Genomic DNA, 18,396 nt, shown 5'->3' with positions numbered 1-18,396 from the left:
ATTTCGGTTCACCCGTCCTCGCCCATCCCCCCGGTCCAGGTCGGCTCATGTCCGTATTGGGCATCGCAGATATGGACGTCGCCGATCACATCCTCGATCGTCTCGGTGCCGTCCTCGAGAGCCTGCATGCGGGCGCGATAGCGCTCTTCGATTTCCTCGTCGATCCGATCGTTCGATAGCATCTCCTCCGGCGGCGTTTCCCGCCTGTACATGCGCTCCGCATAGCCTCCCCGGGGCGCAGCGACGAACATGACGAAAAAGCCCGGCAAGTAGGGCGAGCCCACGCTCAATGTCCGATAGGCCGCAGCGCAATCGAAATGGTTGATGGGCCCTCCCGGTTCTGTGGCCGCCTCATTTGCAAGACCGTGACCGACCGGCGCAATCGCCATAAGCACCATGGCCGCAATTCGGGGATGCCAACTGGAACTTTTCGACATCGGCATTCATTCCCTGCGCGAACAATGAGAAGACGCGGGGCAGTCTACTCTTTCGCCGCGCCTGCCTCATCCCCCGCTTCGGGGGAGTGCGAAACGCTTCTCACCCACGCGGCAACTTGCGTCGCTCGCCGGAATAGGGGACTATGGCCCCGACTGTTGAAGGTCTTGCCGATCATGGCATGGCGCCCTTGGCTTGGCCCCGTGATGGGGCTTGACGAGGGGCAACCGCCTTCGTACGGAAATGCGCATCCAGTGGCCGGAAAACGGCCATAACTTGTCCTCCAAGGAGAACGGACGATGAAAAGCTCTACCGTCATTACTGCCATTGTCGCCTTTATTGTCGGCGTGGCGGGGACCTATTTCTACATGCAAGGGTCCGTGGCGGATCTCGATGCGCAATACACGGAACTGAGCGGCCAGATCGAGAGTGAAGTGACCGCCCGCGAGACTGCGGAAGCCGACCGTGACACTGCCCAGACCGAACTCGAGGCTCTCCAGGAAGAAAACACCCAGCTGCAGGAAGAACTCGACACGGTTCGCACCGGACTGAACGAAGCGCAGACCACGATTTCCGAGCTTGAATCTGTTCTGACCAACTCGTCGTCTTCGAGCGCCTCCGCGGACGAGGAAGCCGCTGACGAGACCGATCCGTCCGCAGAGGCTGATGGTTCGGCCACCGAGGGCGAGGCAGAAGCCACCGATGCCGGGACCGAAGAACAGGCCGCAGATACCTCTGCTGCTGAAGACGAAACTGGCGAACAGCCTGGCGTGACAGTGATCGAACTCGACGAGCAGGCTGCCGACGAAGAGCCGGCAAACGGCGCCGCTCAGTAATTTCTGAGCCGCATCTTTCAAGGTAAAGGGCATGCCGATGGCGTGCCCTTTTTCTTTGTGCGCCGGCTCGCTCTGCCTTGCAGAACTTGTCCGGACAGGCATCTGCGCCTAAACCCCATTGGCGGGCCGCGGCCGAGTCGCCGACTGCGGAAACAGGAGGACCGATATGAACCAAAAAAGCGGACGTGAACGCGTTCTGGTCGTTGCCCTTGGGGGCACGATTTCGATGAAGCGCGATGCATCGGGCGGCATCGTGCCGGCCCTGTCGGGCGATGATCTCGTCGCGACCGTACCGGGTCTGGCCGAGGTCGCCGACATCATCGTGAACTCGCCCTTCCAGATTCCGGGCGCGTCGCTATCGCTGGGCCAGATCGCGGACGTCAGCCGTCTGATTGCCGACAGCCTCGCGGGAGATTTCTCCGGGGCCATCGTGGTGCAGGGCACCGACACCATCGAAGAGACCGCATTCCTCCTCGACTGCCTGCTCGACGCGGACAAGCCAGTCGTCGTGACAGGCGCCATGCGCGGTGCGGAGGCTGCCGGGGCCGACGGGCCTGCCAATCTGCTCGCGGCTGCTACAGTCGCGGCAAGCGGCGCCCGCGGCACAGGAACGATGGTCGTGCTCAACGACGAGGTGCATTCGGCCCGGTTCGTCCGGAAAGGCCATACCGGCCTGCCGTCTACCTTCACGTCCGCTCCGTATGGTCCCATCGGCCACGTTATGGAGGGCAGTTTCGTTCAGGGCATGCAGCCCCTGCCCGTTTCCCGAATTTCAGGACCCCATGCCGGGGACATTCCGCCGGTCGCACTGCTTCAGGTCGGGCTCGGCGATGATGGCCGCCTGATCGAGGCCGTGGAGCGCGCAGGGTTCAAGGGCGCGGTGGTGTCAGCGATGGGCGCGGGCCATGTCTCGAAAGACATGATCGTCCCCCTCGAGACGCTGGCCCGCACCATGCCGGTGATCCTGTCCACACGCGTTGTCACCGGACCGGTGTTTGAAAAGACCTATGGCTTTCCCGGCTCGGAGATCGACCTTCTGGGGCGCGGCCTGATCCGCGGCGGACGGCTGGGCCCGATCAAGGCACGCTTGCTGCTGCAGTTGCTTTTGGCGTCCGGCCAGACGGACACCGCCGAGATCGCTTCGGCGTTTGCGGCGCGGTAACCCCCGAGAACCAGCCGTCGATCATACGGTCAACGGCTGGTTCTCACTGCGCTTGTCTTCCACGGTGGTAAAACACAGCACCGTATCCCCGATATTTTCGAGATCATGGGTCATGAACTCGCCCTTGGCAAAGCTCATATGGCGGGTCATTCCGACTTCGTAGTCCATGTCCACGACCTTTCCATCCGCATAACGCGACCGGGCGCTGCCGGCCGTCGTCGCGACCCAGAAATAGTTCAGCACATGGGTGTGGAACGGCAGGCGTTCGCCCGGTGCCATCTCGATCAGCCAGACCCTGACGGTATCGGTCTCACTCACGAGCGAGGCGCCGACACGCCCGTTTGTGCGGGCCTCGGCCAGCTCATCGACCAGCTCGGGCGACCAGTGCGGCTGGGTGGCGAGGCGGCTCTTATCGATCGTTTCGGACATGGTTCTTCTCCTCCCGGGAACAGCTCGGTTGCGGCGATCATTATTTATAGTTCGATAAACAGGGTCAAGCCACCAATTGGGGGCCGTCGCCGCTCGGGCAAGATTGACGTTGCCGGCTTTACCTGAAAGATTAGCGGACGATAAACAGCCTGGTGCGTTGGGCCGGGCAGTCCAGCGAGCCTCTCCATGTCTCTATTCAATCCGGTTATTCTCGCTCTCCTGGCGGCGGTGTGCGCTGGTGCGCTGCTGGCCGTGCAGGCGCCCATAAACGCCACGCTCGCCCGCGCGACGGGAGACCCCGTTAGCGCTGCATGCCTGAACTTCCTCGTCGGATTTCTGGTGCTCGCCGTGATCTGGGCGTTCCGAGGCACGCCGCTGCCCAAGGGACTGTTCTCGAACACGCCGGTTTGGGTGTGGGTGGGCGGCACCATGGGGGCCTTCTACATCTCGGTGCTGATATGGAGCGTCCCGATCATCGGCGCGTTCACGGTCACCGCCGGCGTGGTGTTCGGCCAGCTCGTGGCGGCCCTGCTTCTTGACCGCTATGGCGCCATTGGCCTGCCAGTGCAGGAGATCACCTGGCCCCGGCTCGCCGGACTTGGCCTCGTCATGGCAGGGCTGTTCATGTCGAGGCTCTAGGGCACTTCGCTTGTCGCTTCTGAGGCGGAAAGCCGACGTAGCTTTCCTCCGGAGCGCTCGCGCACACGCAATTCATCTGGGAGGAGAAAAAGCGACATGTCGAATGCGCTGATTGGGTTGTGCGGCACCGGCCGCATGGGAAGTGCCATGGCCGAGCGGCTGATGGAGGCCGGCTACAGCATCATGGTGTGGAACCGCGACGGGGCCAAGGCTGCGCCGCTGGTCGAAAAGGGAGCAAAGCTGGCCGCGTCTCCCAAGGAACTGGCTGCCGCCTGCGATACCGTAATCACTATCCTTTTTGACCGCGCCGCGGTCGAGGCCGTATATCAGGGCTCCGATGGGCTTCTGGCTGGGGCAGGATCGCGCTCGCTCTTCGTCGAAATGTCGACCCTGGGCTCAGATGGGATCGGATGGCTCCAGGAAGCCATTGCCAGTAGCGGCGCGGCGCTCCTTGAGTGCCCGGTCGGTGGGTCTGTCGGACCGGCCCGCAAGGGACAGCTTCTTGCGCTTGTGGGCGGTGACGCGAAGGCCTTGGACCGAGCGCGTCCAGTGCTCGAAACCCTGTGCCGGCGCATTGAGCATGCCGGCCCCCTTGGGGCCGGAGCGCGGCTCAAGCTTGCGGTCAACCTGCCCTTGATGGTCTACTGGACAGCGCTCGGTGAGGCTCTCGCGCTGGTGTCCGACCTCGAGATCGCGCCCAATCGACTGATCGATCTCATGGCCGACACGTCCGGAACGGCGGCGGTCCTGCCGCGCAAGCAGGAGGCCGTGACCAGGCTGGTCGAGGGCGCGGATTTCCCGCCTGCAGAGTTCGAGATGCGCGGCGCCACCAAGGACCTCGCCTTCATGGTCGAGGCGGCTCGCGCACGGGGGATCGACCTCCCCGTCAGCAGCGCGGCCCGTTCGGTTTTCGAAGCCGCGGCGGCAGACGGCATGGCTGGCGAGGACGCTATCGTGATCGCAGCCCTCGCCTATCTAAAAAGCCGGAAGAGCTGATCGTCCTCGTATCCTGTTCTGATTGAACCAGAACAGGAGCTTTAAGCCCTTGATGCGTCGAACGGACAAGGGGCTCGCACCAACCGGTCCGAGCCCCTTATGTTTTCAAGAAACGCTGATCCTCAGGACGCTACCATGGAAAGTGGAAGCACTTATCCGGTTCGGGAGCGCCACTGAGCCAAGACCTGGGCGCCTGATCCGAGTGCATCAGATCAGGACAGGCTTTAGTCGATGCCAAGCAACTTGCGGGCGTTGCCGCCGGCAATCATCTCGCGCTGTTCGTCGGTCAGGTCCGAGCTGACGATGTGCTCTACCGGATCGTAGTCGCACATGTCGTAGGGGTAGTCGGTGCCGAGCATGATGTGGTCGGCGCCGAACACCTTCACGAGGTATTCGAGCTGGTGCGGCGTAAAGACCACGTTGTCGAAATAGACCTTCCGCAGATAGTGGGTCGGCGGCTTGGGCAGACCGGCATTGCTGTCCTTGCGTGCGCCCCAGGCATGGTCTATGCGGCCCGAATAGGCCGGCAAAAACCCGCCGCCGTGCACGGCGAGGATCTTGAGGTCGGGCATGCGCTCGAGCGTGCCCGAGAAGATCAGGTGATGCAGCGCAACCGAGGTGTCGAGCGGATTGCCGATGACGTTGGAGAAGTAATAGTCCTGGAAACGTTCGCCCTGCGTGTAGCCATTGGGGTGAATCATGACCAGGGCGCCCAGTTCTTCGGCCTTCTTCCAGAAGGGCTCAAAGGCCGGGTCGGCCAGTTCGGCGCCATTGACGTTGGTCAGGACCTGAACGCCCTTCATGCCGAGTTCGGTCATGCAGCGCTCGAGTTCACGCGCGGCTTCCTGCCCGCCCTGAAGCGGTACACTGCCCATGGCGGCAAGCCGATCAGGGCGCGCAGCCGCGAATGCAGCCATGCCGTCATTGACGAGTTGGGTTCCCTTGACGGCGATCTCGAGCGGCACGGTGTAGTAGCACTGCGGCGGGGGCGGTGCGACGACCTGAACGTCGATGCCCATGGCATCGAGAACGCGGATACGGTCCTCCACATCGACCATGGCCGTGGCGCGATCCTGCTCCTGAAGCCTGTTGATGCCGCGCGTCTCGTCATTGGAGTAGCGCATCATGGGGATATCCATGGCCTGGATATGCGGCCCCACAAAATCCTGGGCTTCCTTTACGAAGACGTGGGCGTGCACGTCCACGGTCTTGCTCTTGAGCCGCCGTGGCTCGCTGGGAAAGTCGCGGGCAGCGGTAGGGCCGTAGCGGTTGTGGCTGTCACCGCGCTCCCTTGTATCGATGACACTGTGATCCTTGATTGTCTGATCCATGTACGGCGTTCCTTGATGGTCTAATTGTCGTTGAGCTGAAAAACAGGGCCGACTGAGGCCGGCCCTGTTTCCGAATACTGAGCGCCGCAGGGACGCCACAGATGTTACATGTTGGATTCGCGCCAGGCAGCCACGTCGGCTTCCACGTCCTCACGGGTCCAGTCGTTGGCCGGCTCGATGAACGAGTTGTCGAGGAACTCGGCGGGATCGATCAACTCGTCGATCGCTCCAACCGACTGCATGCGGGGCTGGATTTCTTCCCACAAGCCTTCCTGCAGATCGCCGGCGTTTTCGGTGATCGACACGTTCATGGGGATCGAGGCGTCGAGGAATTCCTGACCGAACTCCTCATTCTCCCACTCCTCGGGAACCGCGCGCTTGGCCATCTCGGTCACGACGCCATGGTCCACTTCGGCCACGTACATGCCCTTGGACCAGGCGCGCAGGAAGCCTTCCACGATATCCGCGATCTCGTCCTTGCGGGCATTGCTGATCACGAAGTTATTGGCCGGGACCTGCGAGATTTCCGGGGGCGAGATCATCTTGATGTCGATGCCGATCGCCTGGACGGCAAGCCAGTCGGGAACCGACCCGACGATGGCCGAGACCGAGCCATTCTGAAGCGCGTTGGCCAGGGTCGGCCCGGCTTCGCCTACGATCACGGTCTGGACGTCGTCGAGCGTCATGTCGACGGTGCCCAACGCGATTGCGAGCGTGTTGGCGTCACGGTCCGAAACGAGGCCGACGGTGGTTCCGGCCAGATCGGCGACGTTTTCGACTTCGCTGTCACCGAGCACGGCAATGCCTTCGGGCGCGTTCTGCATCACTTCGTAGACCACCGAAATGCCGGCTCCGGCGGCGGTTGCGTTGATGACTTCGGAGTGGTCCAGCATGGCCACGTCGGCTTGGCCGTTCTGTACGAAGGCCACGTAGGGAACCGACGTCGCCGATGGCAGCAGATTGACCTCGATACCTTCTTCCTCGAAATAGCCGAGCGCTTCGCCGGCGATCAGGGGGTAGAAGTTGGCTGACCGGGGCAACGGCTTGATGACGTTGATGGTCTGCAGATCCTGGGCGTAGAGCGCCGAGGGCGACAGCAGTGCTGTTGCAATTAGAAGTGTCTTGAGATGTTTCACGGTATTCCTCCCTTTGTGAAACCGAATTCAGGCTTTGACGACCGAGCCCGCTTTGAGCGCACGGACCCTTGCGCTTCTCCGGCGCCCGACACGAGCCATGCCCGAGTCCTTGCGCCAGAAGATCAGCCGATCATCGAGAAGCTCCATTGCGTAATAGAGCGTCACCCCCATGATCGACATCGTGAGGAGCACGGCGACCGAAGACGCCATGTTGAGCTGGAAAGAGAACCGCTGCATGAGCACGCCCACCCCTTCGGTGGCCTGGGCGAACTCGGCCACAACCGCGCCGATCAGCGCCGTTGTCATGCCGATCTTGAGCCCGGCAAACGTTATCGGGAGGGCCGAGGGAACCTGCAACTTCCAGAACCGCTGGGACGCATTGGCTCCCAGCGAGCGGAACAACTCGTTGCGATCGGGATCGGAATTGGTCAGCCCCGAGAGCGTGTTCACAAAGATCGGAAAGAACGAGATCACGGCGGCAAGCGCGATCTTGGATCCGATGCCGAACCCGAACCATGCGATGATGATAGGGGTCAGTGCCAGGCCCGGAGTCACGTTCAGCACAATGGCGTAAGGCGACACATAGCGCCGGAACGTTTCGTTGACGGCAGAGGCGACAGCCAGCGAAATGCCGACCGAGGCACCGATCGCGAACCCGAAGACCGCCTCGGTCATGGTGATGGCGAAGTGCCGATAAATCGTCTGCTCGGTAACATAGAGCCGGATGAAGGAGTCGAAGACTGCCGTGGGACGGGGCACCATGAACGCATTGACCCAGCTCCGGGCGACAGCGACTTCCCAGAACACCAACACAAGGGCAAGCAGCACCATATGCGGAATGAAGCGCCCGAGCCTGTAGATGACAGGATATTTCATCACTTCGCTCCCTTCATTTGTACACGCTTGCGTGCGCTTATGCGCGCCATGGCATCATCGTTGCGCCAGTAGATCAGCTTGGCCTCCAGCCATTCCATGCTCTTGAAGATCGTGAAGCCCAGAAGTGTGAGGGACAGAAGCGTGGCGAACGCAGAGCCCATGTTGAGCGAGCCCGTGTAGCGATCGAGCAGCACGCCCATGCCTTCGTTTGACGAGATGAACTCCGCGACCAAAGCGCCGCTCAGCGCGGAGGCCATGGCCAGACGCAGGCCGGCCATGATGGTCGGCGCCGCATCGGGCAGCATCAGCTTTCTGAAGGTCTGCCACTTATTCGCCCGCAACGATCGGAAGAGCTCGAGTGCGGACCGATCGACATTGACCATTCCGGCCAGCGTGTTGACGAACGGCGCAAAGAAGCACACGAGCATGACAATCGCGATCTTGGCGGTGAACCCGAAACCGAGCGCGGCGATGATCAGTGGCCCGACCGCGATGCGGGGCGTGGCTTCCAGAACGATGATGTAGGGCTGCAGGAACCGCCGCACGATTGGATTGAGCCCGACCACCACCGCAAGGGAAATCCCGAGGATAGACCCGGCCAAGAAGCCGATGAACACTTCGGTCAGCGTGATGTAGAGGTGGTACCAGGCATTTCCGGTCCCGATATAGATCACGTAGAACGACTGCACGATCGCGCTGGGGCGCGGAAACATGAGGGGGTTGAGCCAGCCTGCGCGGGCGCTGATTTCCCAAAGGGCAATGAGCCCCACAAAGATCGCCAGGTGCTTGGCTACCCGGTCCATGTCCAGGCCCGCGCGCTTGGCGCCCGGCATCTGCACCGATATGTCTTCTGCCAGTGCCATCAATGGTCTCCGAGAACGGCGCGCACTTCGGCAACCAGAGCATTGAACTCCGGGGTGAGCTGCAGCTCTGCGGTGCGGGGACGCTCAAAGGGTACATCCACGATACGCGCCAGCCGCCCGGGCCTCGGTGTCATGACCATCACCTTGTCAGCCAGGAAGATCGCCTCACCGATATTGTGGGTGACAAACAGCGTCGTTGCGCCGACATCAGCCACAATGCGCATCAATTCGAGGTTGAGGTGCTCGCGGGTGAACTCGTCGAGAGCGCCGAACGGCTCATCGAGCAGAAGGATATCCGCGCCGGTCTTGAGAAGGCGCGCAAGCGCCACACGCTGCTGCATACCGCCCGAAAGCTGGCTGGGGAATGTGAAGGTGAAATCCTGTAGCCCCACCATGGCGAGCAATTCCTCGGCATGGTCGTAATCGGCCGAGGTCAGCTTGCGCGACAATTCGGTCGGCAGCAGCACGTTGTCCAGCGCGGTGCGCCATTCGAGAAGCGTCGCGCGCTGGAACATCAGGCCCACATCGCTGCGCGGGCCCTTGACCGTGTCTCCGTGGACCGCCAGCTTGCCCGAACTGCGCTCTATAAGGCCGGCCACCATGCGCAGAAGCGTCGATTTTCCGCACCCGCTCGGACCGACGAGAGAAACGAATTCTCCTCGCTTGATCTCGAAGTCCGCGCCTTCCAGGGCCACGACCGACCCATTACCGAACGTCTTGCCGACGCCCTCTCCCTTGATGACGATATCGCCTTGCTGCTGCGTATGCGCACCAGACCGCGCATTCGCATTGCTCATAGCGTTCATGACTGTCCTCTCCCATATTCCAGTCATTCCACCGCCCAACGATTTGGGCGACGTCAGTCGACGATTGGCCGCCTGTCCAGCCCACGCATGATCGAAGTCCGAGACTTCTCGATATGCTTGGACACCAGGACAGAAGCCTTTTTTCCATTGCGCGTCTGAAGCGCATCGATGATCGCCCTGTGGTCCTTGAGCGGACCGCTGAAACGGTCCCTGCCCGCCGGATTGTTGAGCGAAACAACGCAAAGCCGGTCGTAATTCTCCATGACGATCCGGATCTGCTCCTCGAGCCGCGCATTGCGCGACAGCTCGCTCACACGCTGGTGAAAGCTGTGATTGTACTTGGTGAAGGCAGCGATCGAGGTGGTATCGGCCTCCCGGAACGTATCCAGCTCAGCGAGGTCGGCATCGGTTGCCCGCTCTGCGACGCTCCGCAGTGCTCCACATTCCAGGATGATGCGCAGATCGATCAGGTCCTGCGCATCGGCAATCGAGATCGGCTTTACCCGATGTCCGCGACGCGGCTCGATCTCGATCAGGCCTTCGTACTCGAGCTTCTGCATGGCATCGCGGATCGGGGATTTGGATACGCCAAACCGCTGCGCGAGCTCGTTTTCGCGCAATTCCTCTCCCGGCATAAGCTGGCAGGCAAGTATCTCACGGCGCACCGTATTGAACACTCGCGTTCTGACCAGATCCATCCAGAACTCCTCCCTCTGATATCTCACCGATTACGTCACAGGATTCAGATTGGGTCAATACACCCGATTATCGAACGATAACGGTATGGGCACAATCATGCTTTAGAGTGCTGATTTTGCTGCATAAAAAAATGCAAGGAAAACTTCAGATCTGGCTCGCTGAGGCAGATCGGTGTGGCAGAGCAATCGTTACGAATGCGCAGAAAATCCACATTTTTGCATCCGCTTAAAAGGTCAATAATGCTTACTTTGGAGCCCAAAACGAATCTTAAGTTGGGCAGATTTGTGCCATTTTCGCGTAAAGAATGCGACGCGGAGGCCCCTTCGGCGGACCAACATCTTGGGTTGGAGCGCCGGAAGTGCGGGGCGCAGGGCGCGCCCTCGCAGCGATTATGCTCAAGAGTCTTGGCCGGACGCGCGGGCGACCGGCGGCTTGCAGCGCGGGCTCAGCCCTCGATGCGCATTTCTCGCTTGTACCATTCGGCGATTTCCTCGCCGGTCATCCAGGCGACGCCGGAATGGCCCTGGATATAATCGAGGATTTTCTCGAAATATCCGAACCGATGCGGCACCCCGGTGAGGTAAGGGTGAAGACTGATGGCCATCACCCGGGCATTGGTCTCGCCGTCCTTGTAGAGCTGATCGAACTGGTCGATGCAGCGCTTCATGAACGCGTCGGACGGGAGCTGCTGGACCGCGTGCACCACGATATCGTTGGTCTCCACGGTATAGGGCACCTGCAGCATGGTGCCTTCCCGGGTCTTGAGCACTGATGGCAGGTCGTCCATCGGCCAGTTTGCCACGTATTTGACCCCTTCTCTCTGCAGGAAGTCGAGGGTCGCCTCCGTCTCGGTCATGCCCGGACTTTCCCAGCCGCGAGGCCCCTGCCCTGTGAATTCCCGGATCGTCTCCACCGTCTTGCGGATGGCCGCGTGCTGGTCGTCGAGCTGGTGCATGGGACGCTGCACGAAACCATGGCCCATGAACTCCCAGCCGGCATCGAGCGCAGCTTGCGCGACGGGACGGTAGCTGTTGATGACATTGCCGTTGAGGGCGAACGTCGCCTTGAGATTTCTGGACTTGAGCGCCTCGAGTATGCGCCAGAAACCAACACGCATCCCGTACTCGTGCCAAGACCAATTCGGCAAATCCGGCTGAAGCGGCGCTCCCATGGGCGGGGTGATGACCGTGCGCGGCATGGCGCGGTCGATGCTCCACTCCTCGACATTTACGATGAACCACACCGCAACGCGGGCATCGCCCGGCAAATTCAGGCGGGGCCGATCAATGAAAGGCTCATAGGGTGCGCGATCGCTCAGACGTGACATGGCCGTTTCTCCAATCCCCAGGCATCGTGGAGCCTTTGGTATCGGCTCCTTTGATCCTGCCGTGCTTCGATACAATGACGTCGACCGCAAGACTATAGCTATCGATCGATAAACATGAAAACAGATTTGCTGATAACCGCGATCAGCGCTCGCGATAGGACGGGCAATGGGCTAGCGACGGGTCATCCAGTCACCGAGCTCGACCTCGGCCTGCTCAAGCGCACTCACGTTCAGGAGCTTGCGCAGCAGTGCAACCGAAACCGCCCGGGCCCTGAGATTGTAGGTCGCGGTATCGGCCTCGGGCGATGTTGCGCGGTAGATGTCGAGTTTTTCGTAAAGCTGCTGGAGCCGGTTCTGGACCGATCTCAGCGAGAGGTTCCGCCGCCGGGCGATGGCTCGATCGGTGAGGCCCAGGGCGATATCCACGAGCACCTCGTATTCGGAATCAGTGAACCCGCCGCGCTGGCCGAGGCTCTTTTGCTGCAGTCCGCGCACTTCCCGATCGATGACGCACTGACCTTCGATGAAGATGCCGCGCAGGGCCAGTTTCAGGCGGCCTTCCGATGCGGTCTTGAGCACATATCCATAGGCCGCACCCTCAGGGACGATCCGCGAAACGCCCCGGACATAGGCCTCGTCGGAGTAATTCGACCAGAACAGGATCGCCGTTTCGGGCCGCTCGCGCCAGATGGTGCGGGCAGCTTCGATGCCGGTGCGTGTGCTCATCTGGAGGTCCATGACGATGTGGGTCGCCGTATGCTCGCGCGCCAGCTTTTCCCCCGCCAGCCCGTTGTCGGCCTCGATGACGAGGTCGCATTCGGGCAGCGCTTCGGTGATGGCGTCGCGCAGGTAGACCCGGTGCAAGGGGTCGTCTTCAATAATGAGGATTTTCATCGTGCCCCCGCCTCCGATGCCGCTCGCACCTCCGCCTCATTGGAGACACCCATGCGCGGGACCTTTATGGTAACGGAGGTGCCCCGCCCCTCCATGCCTGCTGCCACGTCGAGGTCCGCGCCAATCAGGCGAGCCCGCGTGGCGATATTGTCGAGCCCACCTCCAGCTCGCGCGCGGGCCGAGACGAGGCCGCAACCGTCATCGCTCACCAGAGCGACCACACGCGTGTCCTCCAGGCGCAGGGTCACATGGATGGTGCGGCATCGCGAGTGCAGGACGGCGTTATTGATGGTTTCCTGAAGCATGCGGAAAAGCGCAATGCGCACGGTGGGCTCTAAGAGATCGACGGCGCCTGCCGTTTCATCCACGAGGTAAGACGCGATCCGTGCCCCGCTGTCACGGATCGAGCGTTCCAGATGGTTTTCCACCGCCGGAGCGAAGCCGAAAAGCTGCAGCACGGAGGGTGTCGCGTGCTCGATGATGCCGCGCAATTCCTGCATGCAGCGCTGGAGCGACCGCGAAATCGGCTCAAGGCTCTGGCCATCCACCTGCGGGCGTTCGGCAAGACGCTCCACCTGCCGGGTGAGCCGGGTCAGATCGGCCAGAGTCTGGTCGTGAAGGTCCATCCCTATACGCTGGCGCTCGCGTTCCAGGGCTTCGGTGAGGTTGAGGGCTCCCTGCCGCAGGCCTTCCTCCCGCGCCCTGGCCTCGGCTTCCACGATGGCCGAGTGCTGGGCGAGCTGGGCCGCGCGGAGCGAAAAGAAATAGGGTGAGAGCAGATCGGCAATCGCCTGGGCGTTGGCGACGTCTTCCCGGGTATAGACGTCGGCCTCATGGCACGAACAGCTCAGCGCCCCGATGATCTCGCCCTGCACGATCATCGGGACGTGCAGCCGGCTGCGCAAGATCTGATCGAAGATCGGCGTGTCGAAGGCGCCCTCGAAATGGAACCGCGGGTCGAGACTGGCGTCGGCGGTCAGGATGTAGGGGTCCTGACCCCAAAGGAGCGAGCGGATCGGACTGCGCGAGATCAGAGCCGAACTCAGGCTGCCCCAGGCGGTGACGAGGCCGGATTCAAAGGCGCTGTGGTATTTGCCGTCCACCATGGTGATGCAGACGTCGATGTGGTCGTGCGGCAGGAACTGGCCGATCTCGGCAGCGACGGCCTTGATCGCCGACGGGAAATCAAGCTGCCCGGCCAGGACGCGCGAAATCCCGGCATAGTGCTTGAGCAACTCGGCCGGCCGGATCCGTTTCCGCATAGTCACATCCTCCCAGCCCGATCATAGCTGCATGACCGAACAATTGCGACGCAGGGGACCCGCCACATATTGCGGTTTCCCGCACTTCATTGGTGCGGGCCCGCACGCGTGGTGCTTTTCACGTCCTACCGCATCGTGCAGCATGGCTTCAGTCTGGCAAAGGTTCGATTGTGCCTTGGTGCGCAGGCGGGCCGAATGGCCGCGACCGGGAGGGTCCGGCTCCAAAGGGAGAGAGAAATGAAATTCACCCAGATGCTCCTGGCATCTGCGGCGATTGCCGCCGCTGCCATCCCCACCGCGACATTCGCGCAGACCGAAGACGCGCGTATCGCGCTGTCGAACAATTATGCCGGCAATTCCTGGCGCCAGGCCATGCTCACGAGCTGGGAAACCGTGACCGCGCCCGCCGTCGATGAAGGCATTGTCGCTGCGGCGGACGCCTTTACCACCGCGGAAAACCAGGCCACAGAGCAGGCCGCCCAGATCCAGAACCTCATCTTGCAGGGCTATGATGCGATCGTGGTCAATGCCGCATCGCCCACCGCGCTCAATGGCGCCGTACGTGAAGCCTGCGATGCCGGGGTCACCGTCGTCTCGTTCGATGGCGTGGTCACCGAACCGTGTGCCTGGCGCATTGCGGTCGACTTCCAGCAGATGGGCCGCGACCAAGTGGCCTATCTCGCCCAGCGGCTGCCCGACGGCGGCAATCTTCTCGAAATCCGGGGACTGGCCGGTGTATTTGTCGATGACGAAATCCATGCTGGCATTACCGCGGGCGTTGAAGCCAATTCTCAGTTCGACGTCGTCGGGTCGGTGAACGGTGACTGGGCGCAGGACGTCGCGCAGCGCGCGGTGGCTGGGCTGCTTCCGAGCCTTCCCGAGATTGACGGTGTGGTGACGCAGGGCGGTGACGGCTACGGCGCCGCACAGGCCATCGAGGCTGCAGGCCGCGACATTCCCATCATCATCATGGGCAACCGTCAGGACGAAATGGCCTGGTGGCGCGACCAGCGCGACGCGAACGGATACGAGACCATCTCGCTTTCGATCGCACCGGGCGTATCGACCCTCGCCTTCTGGGTGGCCCAGCAGATCCTTGCCGGCGAAGAGGTTCCCCAAGACCTGGTGGTGCCGTTCCTGACGGTCACCCAGGACACGCTGGACGAAGCCCTTGAGACGACGCCAGAAGGCGGTGTCGCCAATGTCGAGTACAGCCTCGAGGACGCACAGGCCGTCATCGCCGCCGCCCAGTGAGTGATCGGACCTCCCAAGCATGAACGATGAATCGCAACTTCCGGCGGTCATCGCCGTCGACGGCGCCAGAAAGTCCTTTGGCGCCGTCAAGGCACTCGACGGCGTGGATTTCACGGTGGCTCCGGGCCAATGCATCGGCCTTGTGGGCCACAATGGCGCGGGCAAATCCACGCTCGTCAATGTCATCAATGGCGGCATCACGCTCGACCAAGGCACCATTGCGCTCGCGGGCCAGAACCACTCCTCCGGCCACTCGATCGCCAGGGCGCGGTCGGGCGGCATACGGTGCGTGTTCCAGGAGCTTTCGCTCTGCCCCAATCTCACCGTGCTCGAAAACGTGCGGATTGCGCACCGGACCCTGACGGGTTTCGGGTGGCGTACGCGGGCAGCAAAGCTGATATCCGCCCAGCTCGACACGATCTTTCCCGGGCACGGCATCTCGGCGGGCAGCGTTGTCGGTGACCTCTCGATCGCACAGCGCCAGATGGTGGAAATCGCCACCGCCTTTTCGCGCGACAGCGATCCGGTGGCGCTCGTCATTCTCGACGAGCCGACCTCTTCGCTCGATGCTTCGCGGGCCCATCAGCTGATCGAATACGTCAAGACGTTCACGGCCGAGGGTGGGGCGGTGATCTTCATCTCCCATATCCTGGGCGAAATTCTCGAGGCCGCGCACAGGGTGATCGTGATGCGGGACGGCAAGGTCGTGGGCGACCGGCCGGCCTCCGAATTCACCGTTCCGGGGCTCGTGCAGGCCATGGGAAGCGTGGCGGCCAAACGCCAGGCGCGCCGGGAAACCGACGCCCGCGCCTCGGGCGAGGCGCCCGTGGTCGCGCGCCCTCAGCACACCGACGCGGTGGCTTTCCGCGCGTTTCGCGGCGAACTGGTCGGACTGGCCGGGCTGAGCGGGCATGGCCAGACCGAGACGCTGGTCGATCTCTACAAATCCCTGTCCAGCGACTGGCGCGCCGCCCGCGACCCCAAGGCCGCGTTCGTAGCCGGGGACCGGTTGATCGACGGCATCTTTCCGATCTGGAGCATCCTGCGCAACATGAGCATCACCGTCCTTGCTGACTGGTCCCGGCGCGGCTTTGTGGATGTCGCGCGCGAGATCGGGTTCGGCGGGGACTGGAAGCAGCGGATCGGCATCCGGTCCGACGATCTGGAGAACCCGATCCTGTCTCTATCGGGCGGGAACCAACAAAAAGCGCTGTTTGCGCGGGCTCTTGGCTCCCGGGCCGAAGTTGTTCTCATGGACGATCCCATGCGCGGGGTCGATATCGGGACCAAGCAGGACGTCTATGCCATGCTCCGCCAGGAAGCCGACAAGGGGCGCACCTTTGTCTGGTACTCCACGGAAATGGACGAAGTGAGCGTCTGCGACCGGGTCTATGTGTTCCGCGACGGCCGGATCGTGGCCGAGCTGGCCGGGGACGCGGTAAGCGAGGACGCGATCCTCGCCGCATCGTTCGGGGAGCGGGCCGCATGAGACGACTGGTTTCTGCGGACGCCCTCCGGGTTCTCGTGCCGGCGATGTCGCTGGCCGTGCTGCTGGGGGCGGTGTTCTACCTCCAGCCCCGCACCATGAGCTATACCGGGCTGAACCTGTTGTTCAACCTGGCGGTGCCGATCGCGCTGGCTACGCTCGCCCAGATGCTGATCATGGCGGTGAACGACCTCGACCTGTCGATGGGCGCATTCGTGAGCTTTGCCGCGTGCGTGACCGCCACCTTCCTGCAATCGGCACCATTGCTGGGCCTTCTGATCCTTGCGGCGGCGGTGGCGGTCTATGCCGGGCTGGGGGTGATCATCCATCTGCGCAACTTGCCCGCGATCGTCGTGACGCTGGGCATGAGCTTTGTCTGGTCGGGCCTTGCGGTGCTGATCCTGCCCTCTCCGGGAGGGGCGGCGCCCGAGTGGATTCGGGCGATCATGACCGTGCGCCCGCCTTTCGCACCCATGGCAATTGTCGCCAGCGTGCTCATTGCGGTCATTGCCCATCTGATCGTCATGCGCTCTTCCCTTGGGGTGGTGTTGAGGGGTGTTGGGGGCAACCGACGCTCGGTCGAGCGGGCCGGGTGGTCGGTGGTGCGCGTGCGCGCTATGACCTATGCGCTTGCCGCGGTCTTTGCGATCCTTGCGGGCATATCGCTCGTGGGGCTGACCACGGCAGCCGACGCCAATATCGCCATGCGCTACACCCTTCTTTCGATCGCAGGAGTGATCCTGGGGGGCGGTGAGTTCGTCGGGGGGCGAGTATCGCCCATCGGCGCGGTGATCGGGGCCCTGACGCTGACGCTCGCGGCGTCCTTTCTCTCTTTTTTGCGCATCTCGCCCGATTGGCAGATCGGCGCCCAGGGGGCGATCCTGATCCTTGTTCTGGCCATAAGGCTGGTTCTCAACCGCCGCGAAAACAAGGAGAAGCGCGCATGACCGCCCTCTCCCGCATGCCCTGGATCTGGTCGTTCCTCGCCGCTGGCATCGTCTGGGTCATCACCTTGATGTTCACCGGCGGCGCGAGCATTGTCGGGCTGACCCAGGCAACCCTGACCTTCGCGGCGTTCTCGGTGATCGTGGGCACCGGCCAGATGTTCGTCATCACGCTGGGCCCAGGCAATATCGACCTGTCGATCCCCGCGACCATGACGCTGGCCGGGACCGTCGCGCTCAAGCTGATGGGCGGGGATTCCGGGCTGATCGTGCCCGGGTTCCTCGTTGCCATCGCCATCGGTCTCGGGGTCGGGGTGGCCAATTACGCCCTGATCAAGCTGCTGCGCATCCCGCCGATCATCGCGACGCTGGCCATGAGCTTCATCATCCAGTCGGCGGCGATCTGGTCCAATCGCGGGCTGCGCATCCGACCCCCCGAAATTCTGGGCGACTTCGCGATCGGCAGTGTGCTGGGCGTGCCCAATGTCGCGATCCTGGCGCTGGTCGTGACGGTGCTGGCCTATGTCGCGCTTGAGAAGAGCCTTTACGGGCGCTGGATCCTTGCAATCGGCCAGAACATCCGTGCGGCGCGCATGGCCGGGATACCGGTGGACGGGGTGCGGTGCGGCACCTATGTGCTGTGTGCGGTGCTCGCCTCGCTGGGCGGCTATTTCCTGGCGAGCTTTTCGGGGGGCGCGGCGCTGAACATGGGGGCCGAATATCTCCTGATGTCGATCGCAGTCGTCGTGATCGGGGGCACTTCGGTCGCCGGCGGGGATTCCAACGTCCCCGGCATCTGGGGCGCATCGCTGTTCATGTTCCTCGTGGTCTCGATGCTCAATACCTATGGGTTCGACGCCGGGTTCAGGATGATCATGACGGGGCTGATCATCATCGGGGTCATCGTGACCGCCGGTGGCCGGACCGTCAGGTTCTAGAGGTTCGTTTTTCCGGTTTCCGCAGCACGAGACCGGGCTTTTCGATGTTTTTTTTGCGCCTCCCGCGGGGGAAGCGCTGCGGG

General features: G+C 62.5%; 19 protein-coding genes and 1 pseudogene. 9 read left to right on the top strand and 11 right to left on the bottom strand.

What is annotated here, in order from left to right; all coding sequences use genetic code 11:
• Positions 1–8: 8 nt before the first annotated feature.
• The gene (locus EO136_RS17010) at positions 9–437 is read right to left on the bottom strand and encodes a hypothetical protein (RefSeq protein WP_127145586.1); all 429 of its coding nucleotides are present in this window, start codon (positions 435–437) and stop codon (positions 9–11) included.
• Positions 438–734: 297 nt separating this feature from the next.
• Here EO136_RS17010 and EO136_RS17005 point away from each other — a divergent pair, with 297 nt between their 5' ends.
• Together EO136_RS17005 and EO136_RS17000 are read left to right on the top strand one after the other, a co-directional pair.
• The gene (locus tag EO136_RS17005; protein ID WP_127145585.1) at positions 735–1,271 is read left to right on the top strand and encodes a hypothetical protein; all 537 of its coding nucleotides are present in this window, start codon (positions 735–737) and stop codon (positions 1,269–1,271) included.
• Between the two features lie 166 nt (positions 1,272–1,437).
• Positions 1,438–2,433 carry an asparaginase gene (locus EO136_RS17000; protein WP_127145584.1) on the top strand — a complete coding sequence of 332 codons (996 nt, stop codon included), beginning with the start codon at positions 1,438–1,440 and terminating at the stop codon, positions 2,431–2,433.
• A 21-nt stretch (positions 2,434–2,454) separates the two neighbouring features.
• On the opposite strand, the gene EO136_RS16995 is transcribed toward EO136_RS17000, so the two are convergent.
• Positions 2,455–2,862, bottom strand: a complete 408-nt coding sequence (locus tag EO136_RS16995) for a hypothetical protein (protein WP_127145583.1) — start codon at positions 2,860–2,862, stop codon at positions 2,455–2,457.
• 186 nt (positions 2,863–3,048) lie between these two features.
• Here EO136_RS16995 and EO136_RS16990 point away from each other — a divergent pair, with 186 nt between their 5' ends.
• The 3 genes and pseudogenes from EO136_RS16990 to EO136_RS19005 all read left to right on the top strand — a co-directional run bounded on the left by EO136_RS16990 (position 3,049) and on the right by EO136_RS19005 (position 4,497).
• Positions 3,049–3,501: a DMT family transporter gene (locus EO136_RS16990; RefSeq protein WP_127145582.1), complete on the top strand. Its 453-nt coding sequence runs from the start codon at positions 3,049–3,051 to the stop codon at positions 3,499–3,501.
• A gap of 81 nt (positions 3,502–3,582) precedes the next feature.
• Positions 3,583–4,071, top strand: a pseudogene (locus tag EO136_RS19010) (NAD(P)-dependent oxidoreductase); the annotation flags it as partial.
• On the top strand, positions 4,051–4,497 hold the full coding sequence (locus tag EO136_RS19005; protein ID WP_281280389.1) for an NAD-binding protein: 447 nt from the start codon (positions 4,051–4,053) through the stop codon (positions 4,495–4,497). The pseudogene EO136_RS19010 and the gene EO136_RS19005, both read left to right, overlap by 21 nt.
• Before the next feature lie 224 nt (positions 4,498–4,721).
• Here EO136_RS19005 and EO136_RS16980 read toward each other — a convergent pair whose 3' ends face one another.
• The 9 genes from EO136_RS16980 to EO136_RS16940 form a co-directional block, all read right to left on the bottom strand.
• Complete coding sequence (locus tag EO136_RS16980) at positions 4,722–5,828, bottom strand: amidohydrolase family protein (RefSeq protein WP_127145580.1); 1,107 nt, start codon at positions 5,826–5,828, stop codon at positions 4,722–4,724.
• Positions 5,829–5,932: 104 nt separating this feature from the next.
• Positions 5,933–6,964 (bottom strand): ABC transporter substrate-binding protein, encoded by a 1,032-nt coding sequence (locus EO136_RS16975; RefSeq protein ID WP_164730661.1) that lies wholly within the window; start codon positions 6,962–6,964, stop codon positions 5,933–5,935.
• A 27-nt stretch (positions 6,965–6,991) separates the two neighbouring features.
• Entirely contained in the window at positions 6,992–7,840 is an 849-nt protein-coding gene (locus EO136_RS16970; protein WP_127145578.1) for an ABC transporter permease, read from the bottom strand.
• Entirely contained in the window at positions 7,840–8,703 is an 864-nt protein-coding gene (locus EO136_RS16965) for an ABC transporter permease (protein WP_127145577.1), read from the bottom strand. The genes EO136_RS16970 and EO136_RS16965 overlap by 1 nt, the downstream gene beginning before the upstream one ends.
• The gene (locus EO136_RS16960; protein ID WP_127145576.1) at positions 8,703–9,509 is read right to left on the bottom strand and encodes an ABC transporter ATP-binding protein; all 807 of its coding nucleotides are present in this window, start codon (positions 9,507–9,509) and stop codon (positions 8,703–8,705) included. Before EO136_RS16960 ends, EO136_RS16965 begins: the two co-directional genes overlap by 1 nt.
• A 53-nt stretch (positions 9,510–9,562) precedes the next feature.
• A complete protein-coding gene (locus EO136_RS16955) occupies positions 9,563–10,207 on the bottom strand; it encodes a GntR family transcriptional regulator (protein WP_127145575.1) in 645 nt (214 codons plus the stop codon).
• Positions 10,208–10,653: 446 nt separating this feature from the next.
• Entirely contained in the window at positions 10,654–11,535 is an 882-nt protein-coding gene (locus EO136_RS16950) for a polysaccharide deacetylase family protein (protein ID WP_127145574.1), read from the bottom strand.
• A gap of 171 nt (positions 11,536–11,706) precedes the next feature.
• On the bottom strand, positions 11,707–12,429 hold the full coding sequence (locus tag EO136_RS16945) for a response regulator transcription factor (protein WP_127145573.1): 723 nt from the start codon (positions 12,427–12,429) through the stop codon (positions 11,707–11,709).
• The gene (locus EO136_RS16940) at positions 12,426–13,691 is read right to left on the bottom strand and encodes a GAF domain-containing sensor histidine kinase (RefSeq protein ID WP_127145572.1); all 1,266 of its coding nucleotides are present in this window, start codon (positions 13,689–13,691) and stop codon (positions 12,426–12,428) included. The genes EO136_RS16945 and EO136_RS16940 overlap by 4 nt, the downstream gene beginning before the upstream one ends.
• Before the next feature lie 237 nt (positions 13,692–13,928).
• On the opposite strand from EO136_RS16940, the gene EO136_RS16935 reads away from it, so the two are divergent.
• Genes EO136_RS16935 through EO136_RS16920 form a run of 4 tightly spaced genes read left to right on the top strand, consistent with a single transcriptional unit; the run spans position 13,929 to position 18,313 of the window.
• Positions 13,929–14,945, top strand: a complete 1,017-nt coding sequence (locus tag EO136_RS16935) for an ABC transporter substrate-binding protein (RefSeq protein WP_127145571.1) — start codon at positions 13,929–13,931, stop codon at positions 14,943–14,945.
• A 19-nt stretch (positions 14,946–14,964) separates the two neighbouring features.
• Positions 14,965–16,434, top strand: a complete 1,470-nt coding sequence (locus EO136_RS16930) for a sugar ABC transporter ATP-binding protein (RefSeq protein ID WP_127145570.1) — start codon at positions 14,965–14,967, stop codon at positions 16,432–16,434.
• On the top strand, positions 16,431–17,378 hold the full coding sequence (locus EO136_RS16925; protein WP_127145569.1) for an ABC transporter permease: 948 nt from the start codon (positions 16,431–16,433) through the stop codon (positions 17,376–17,378). Before EO136_RS16930 ends, EO136_RS16925 begins: the two co-directional genes overlap by 4 nt.
• Positions 17,375–18,313 carry an ABC transporter permease gene (locus EO136_RS16920; protein WP_127145568.1) on the top strand — a complete coding sequence of 313 codons (939 nt, stop codon included), beginning with the start codon at positions 17,375–17,377 and terminating at the stop codon, positions 18,311–18,313. The genes EO136_RS16925 and EO136_RS16920 overlap by 4 nt, the downstream gene beginning before the upstream one ends.
• The last annotated feature ends 83 nt before the right edge of the window (positions 18,314–18,396 follow it).

The sequence above is a fragment of the Pelagibacterium montanilacus genome, from assembly GCF_003992665.1.
In the GTDB taxonomy this organism is placed as follows: Bacteria; Pseudomonadota; Alphaproteobacteria; order Rhizobiales; family Devosiaceae; genus Pelagibacterium; species Pelagibacterium montanilacus.
This window is presented reverse-complemented; position numbering and strand designations above follow the sequence as displayed.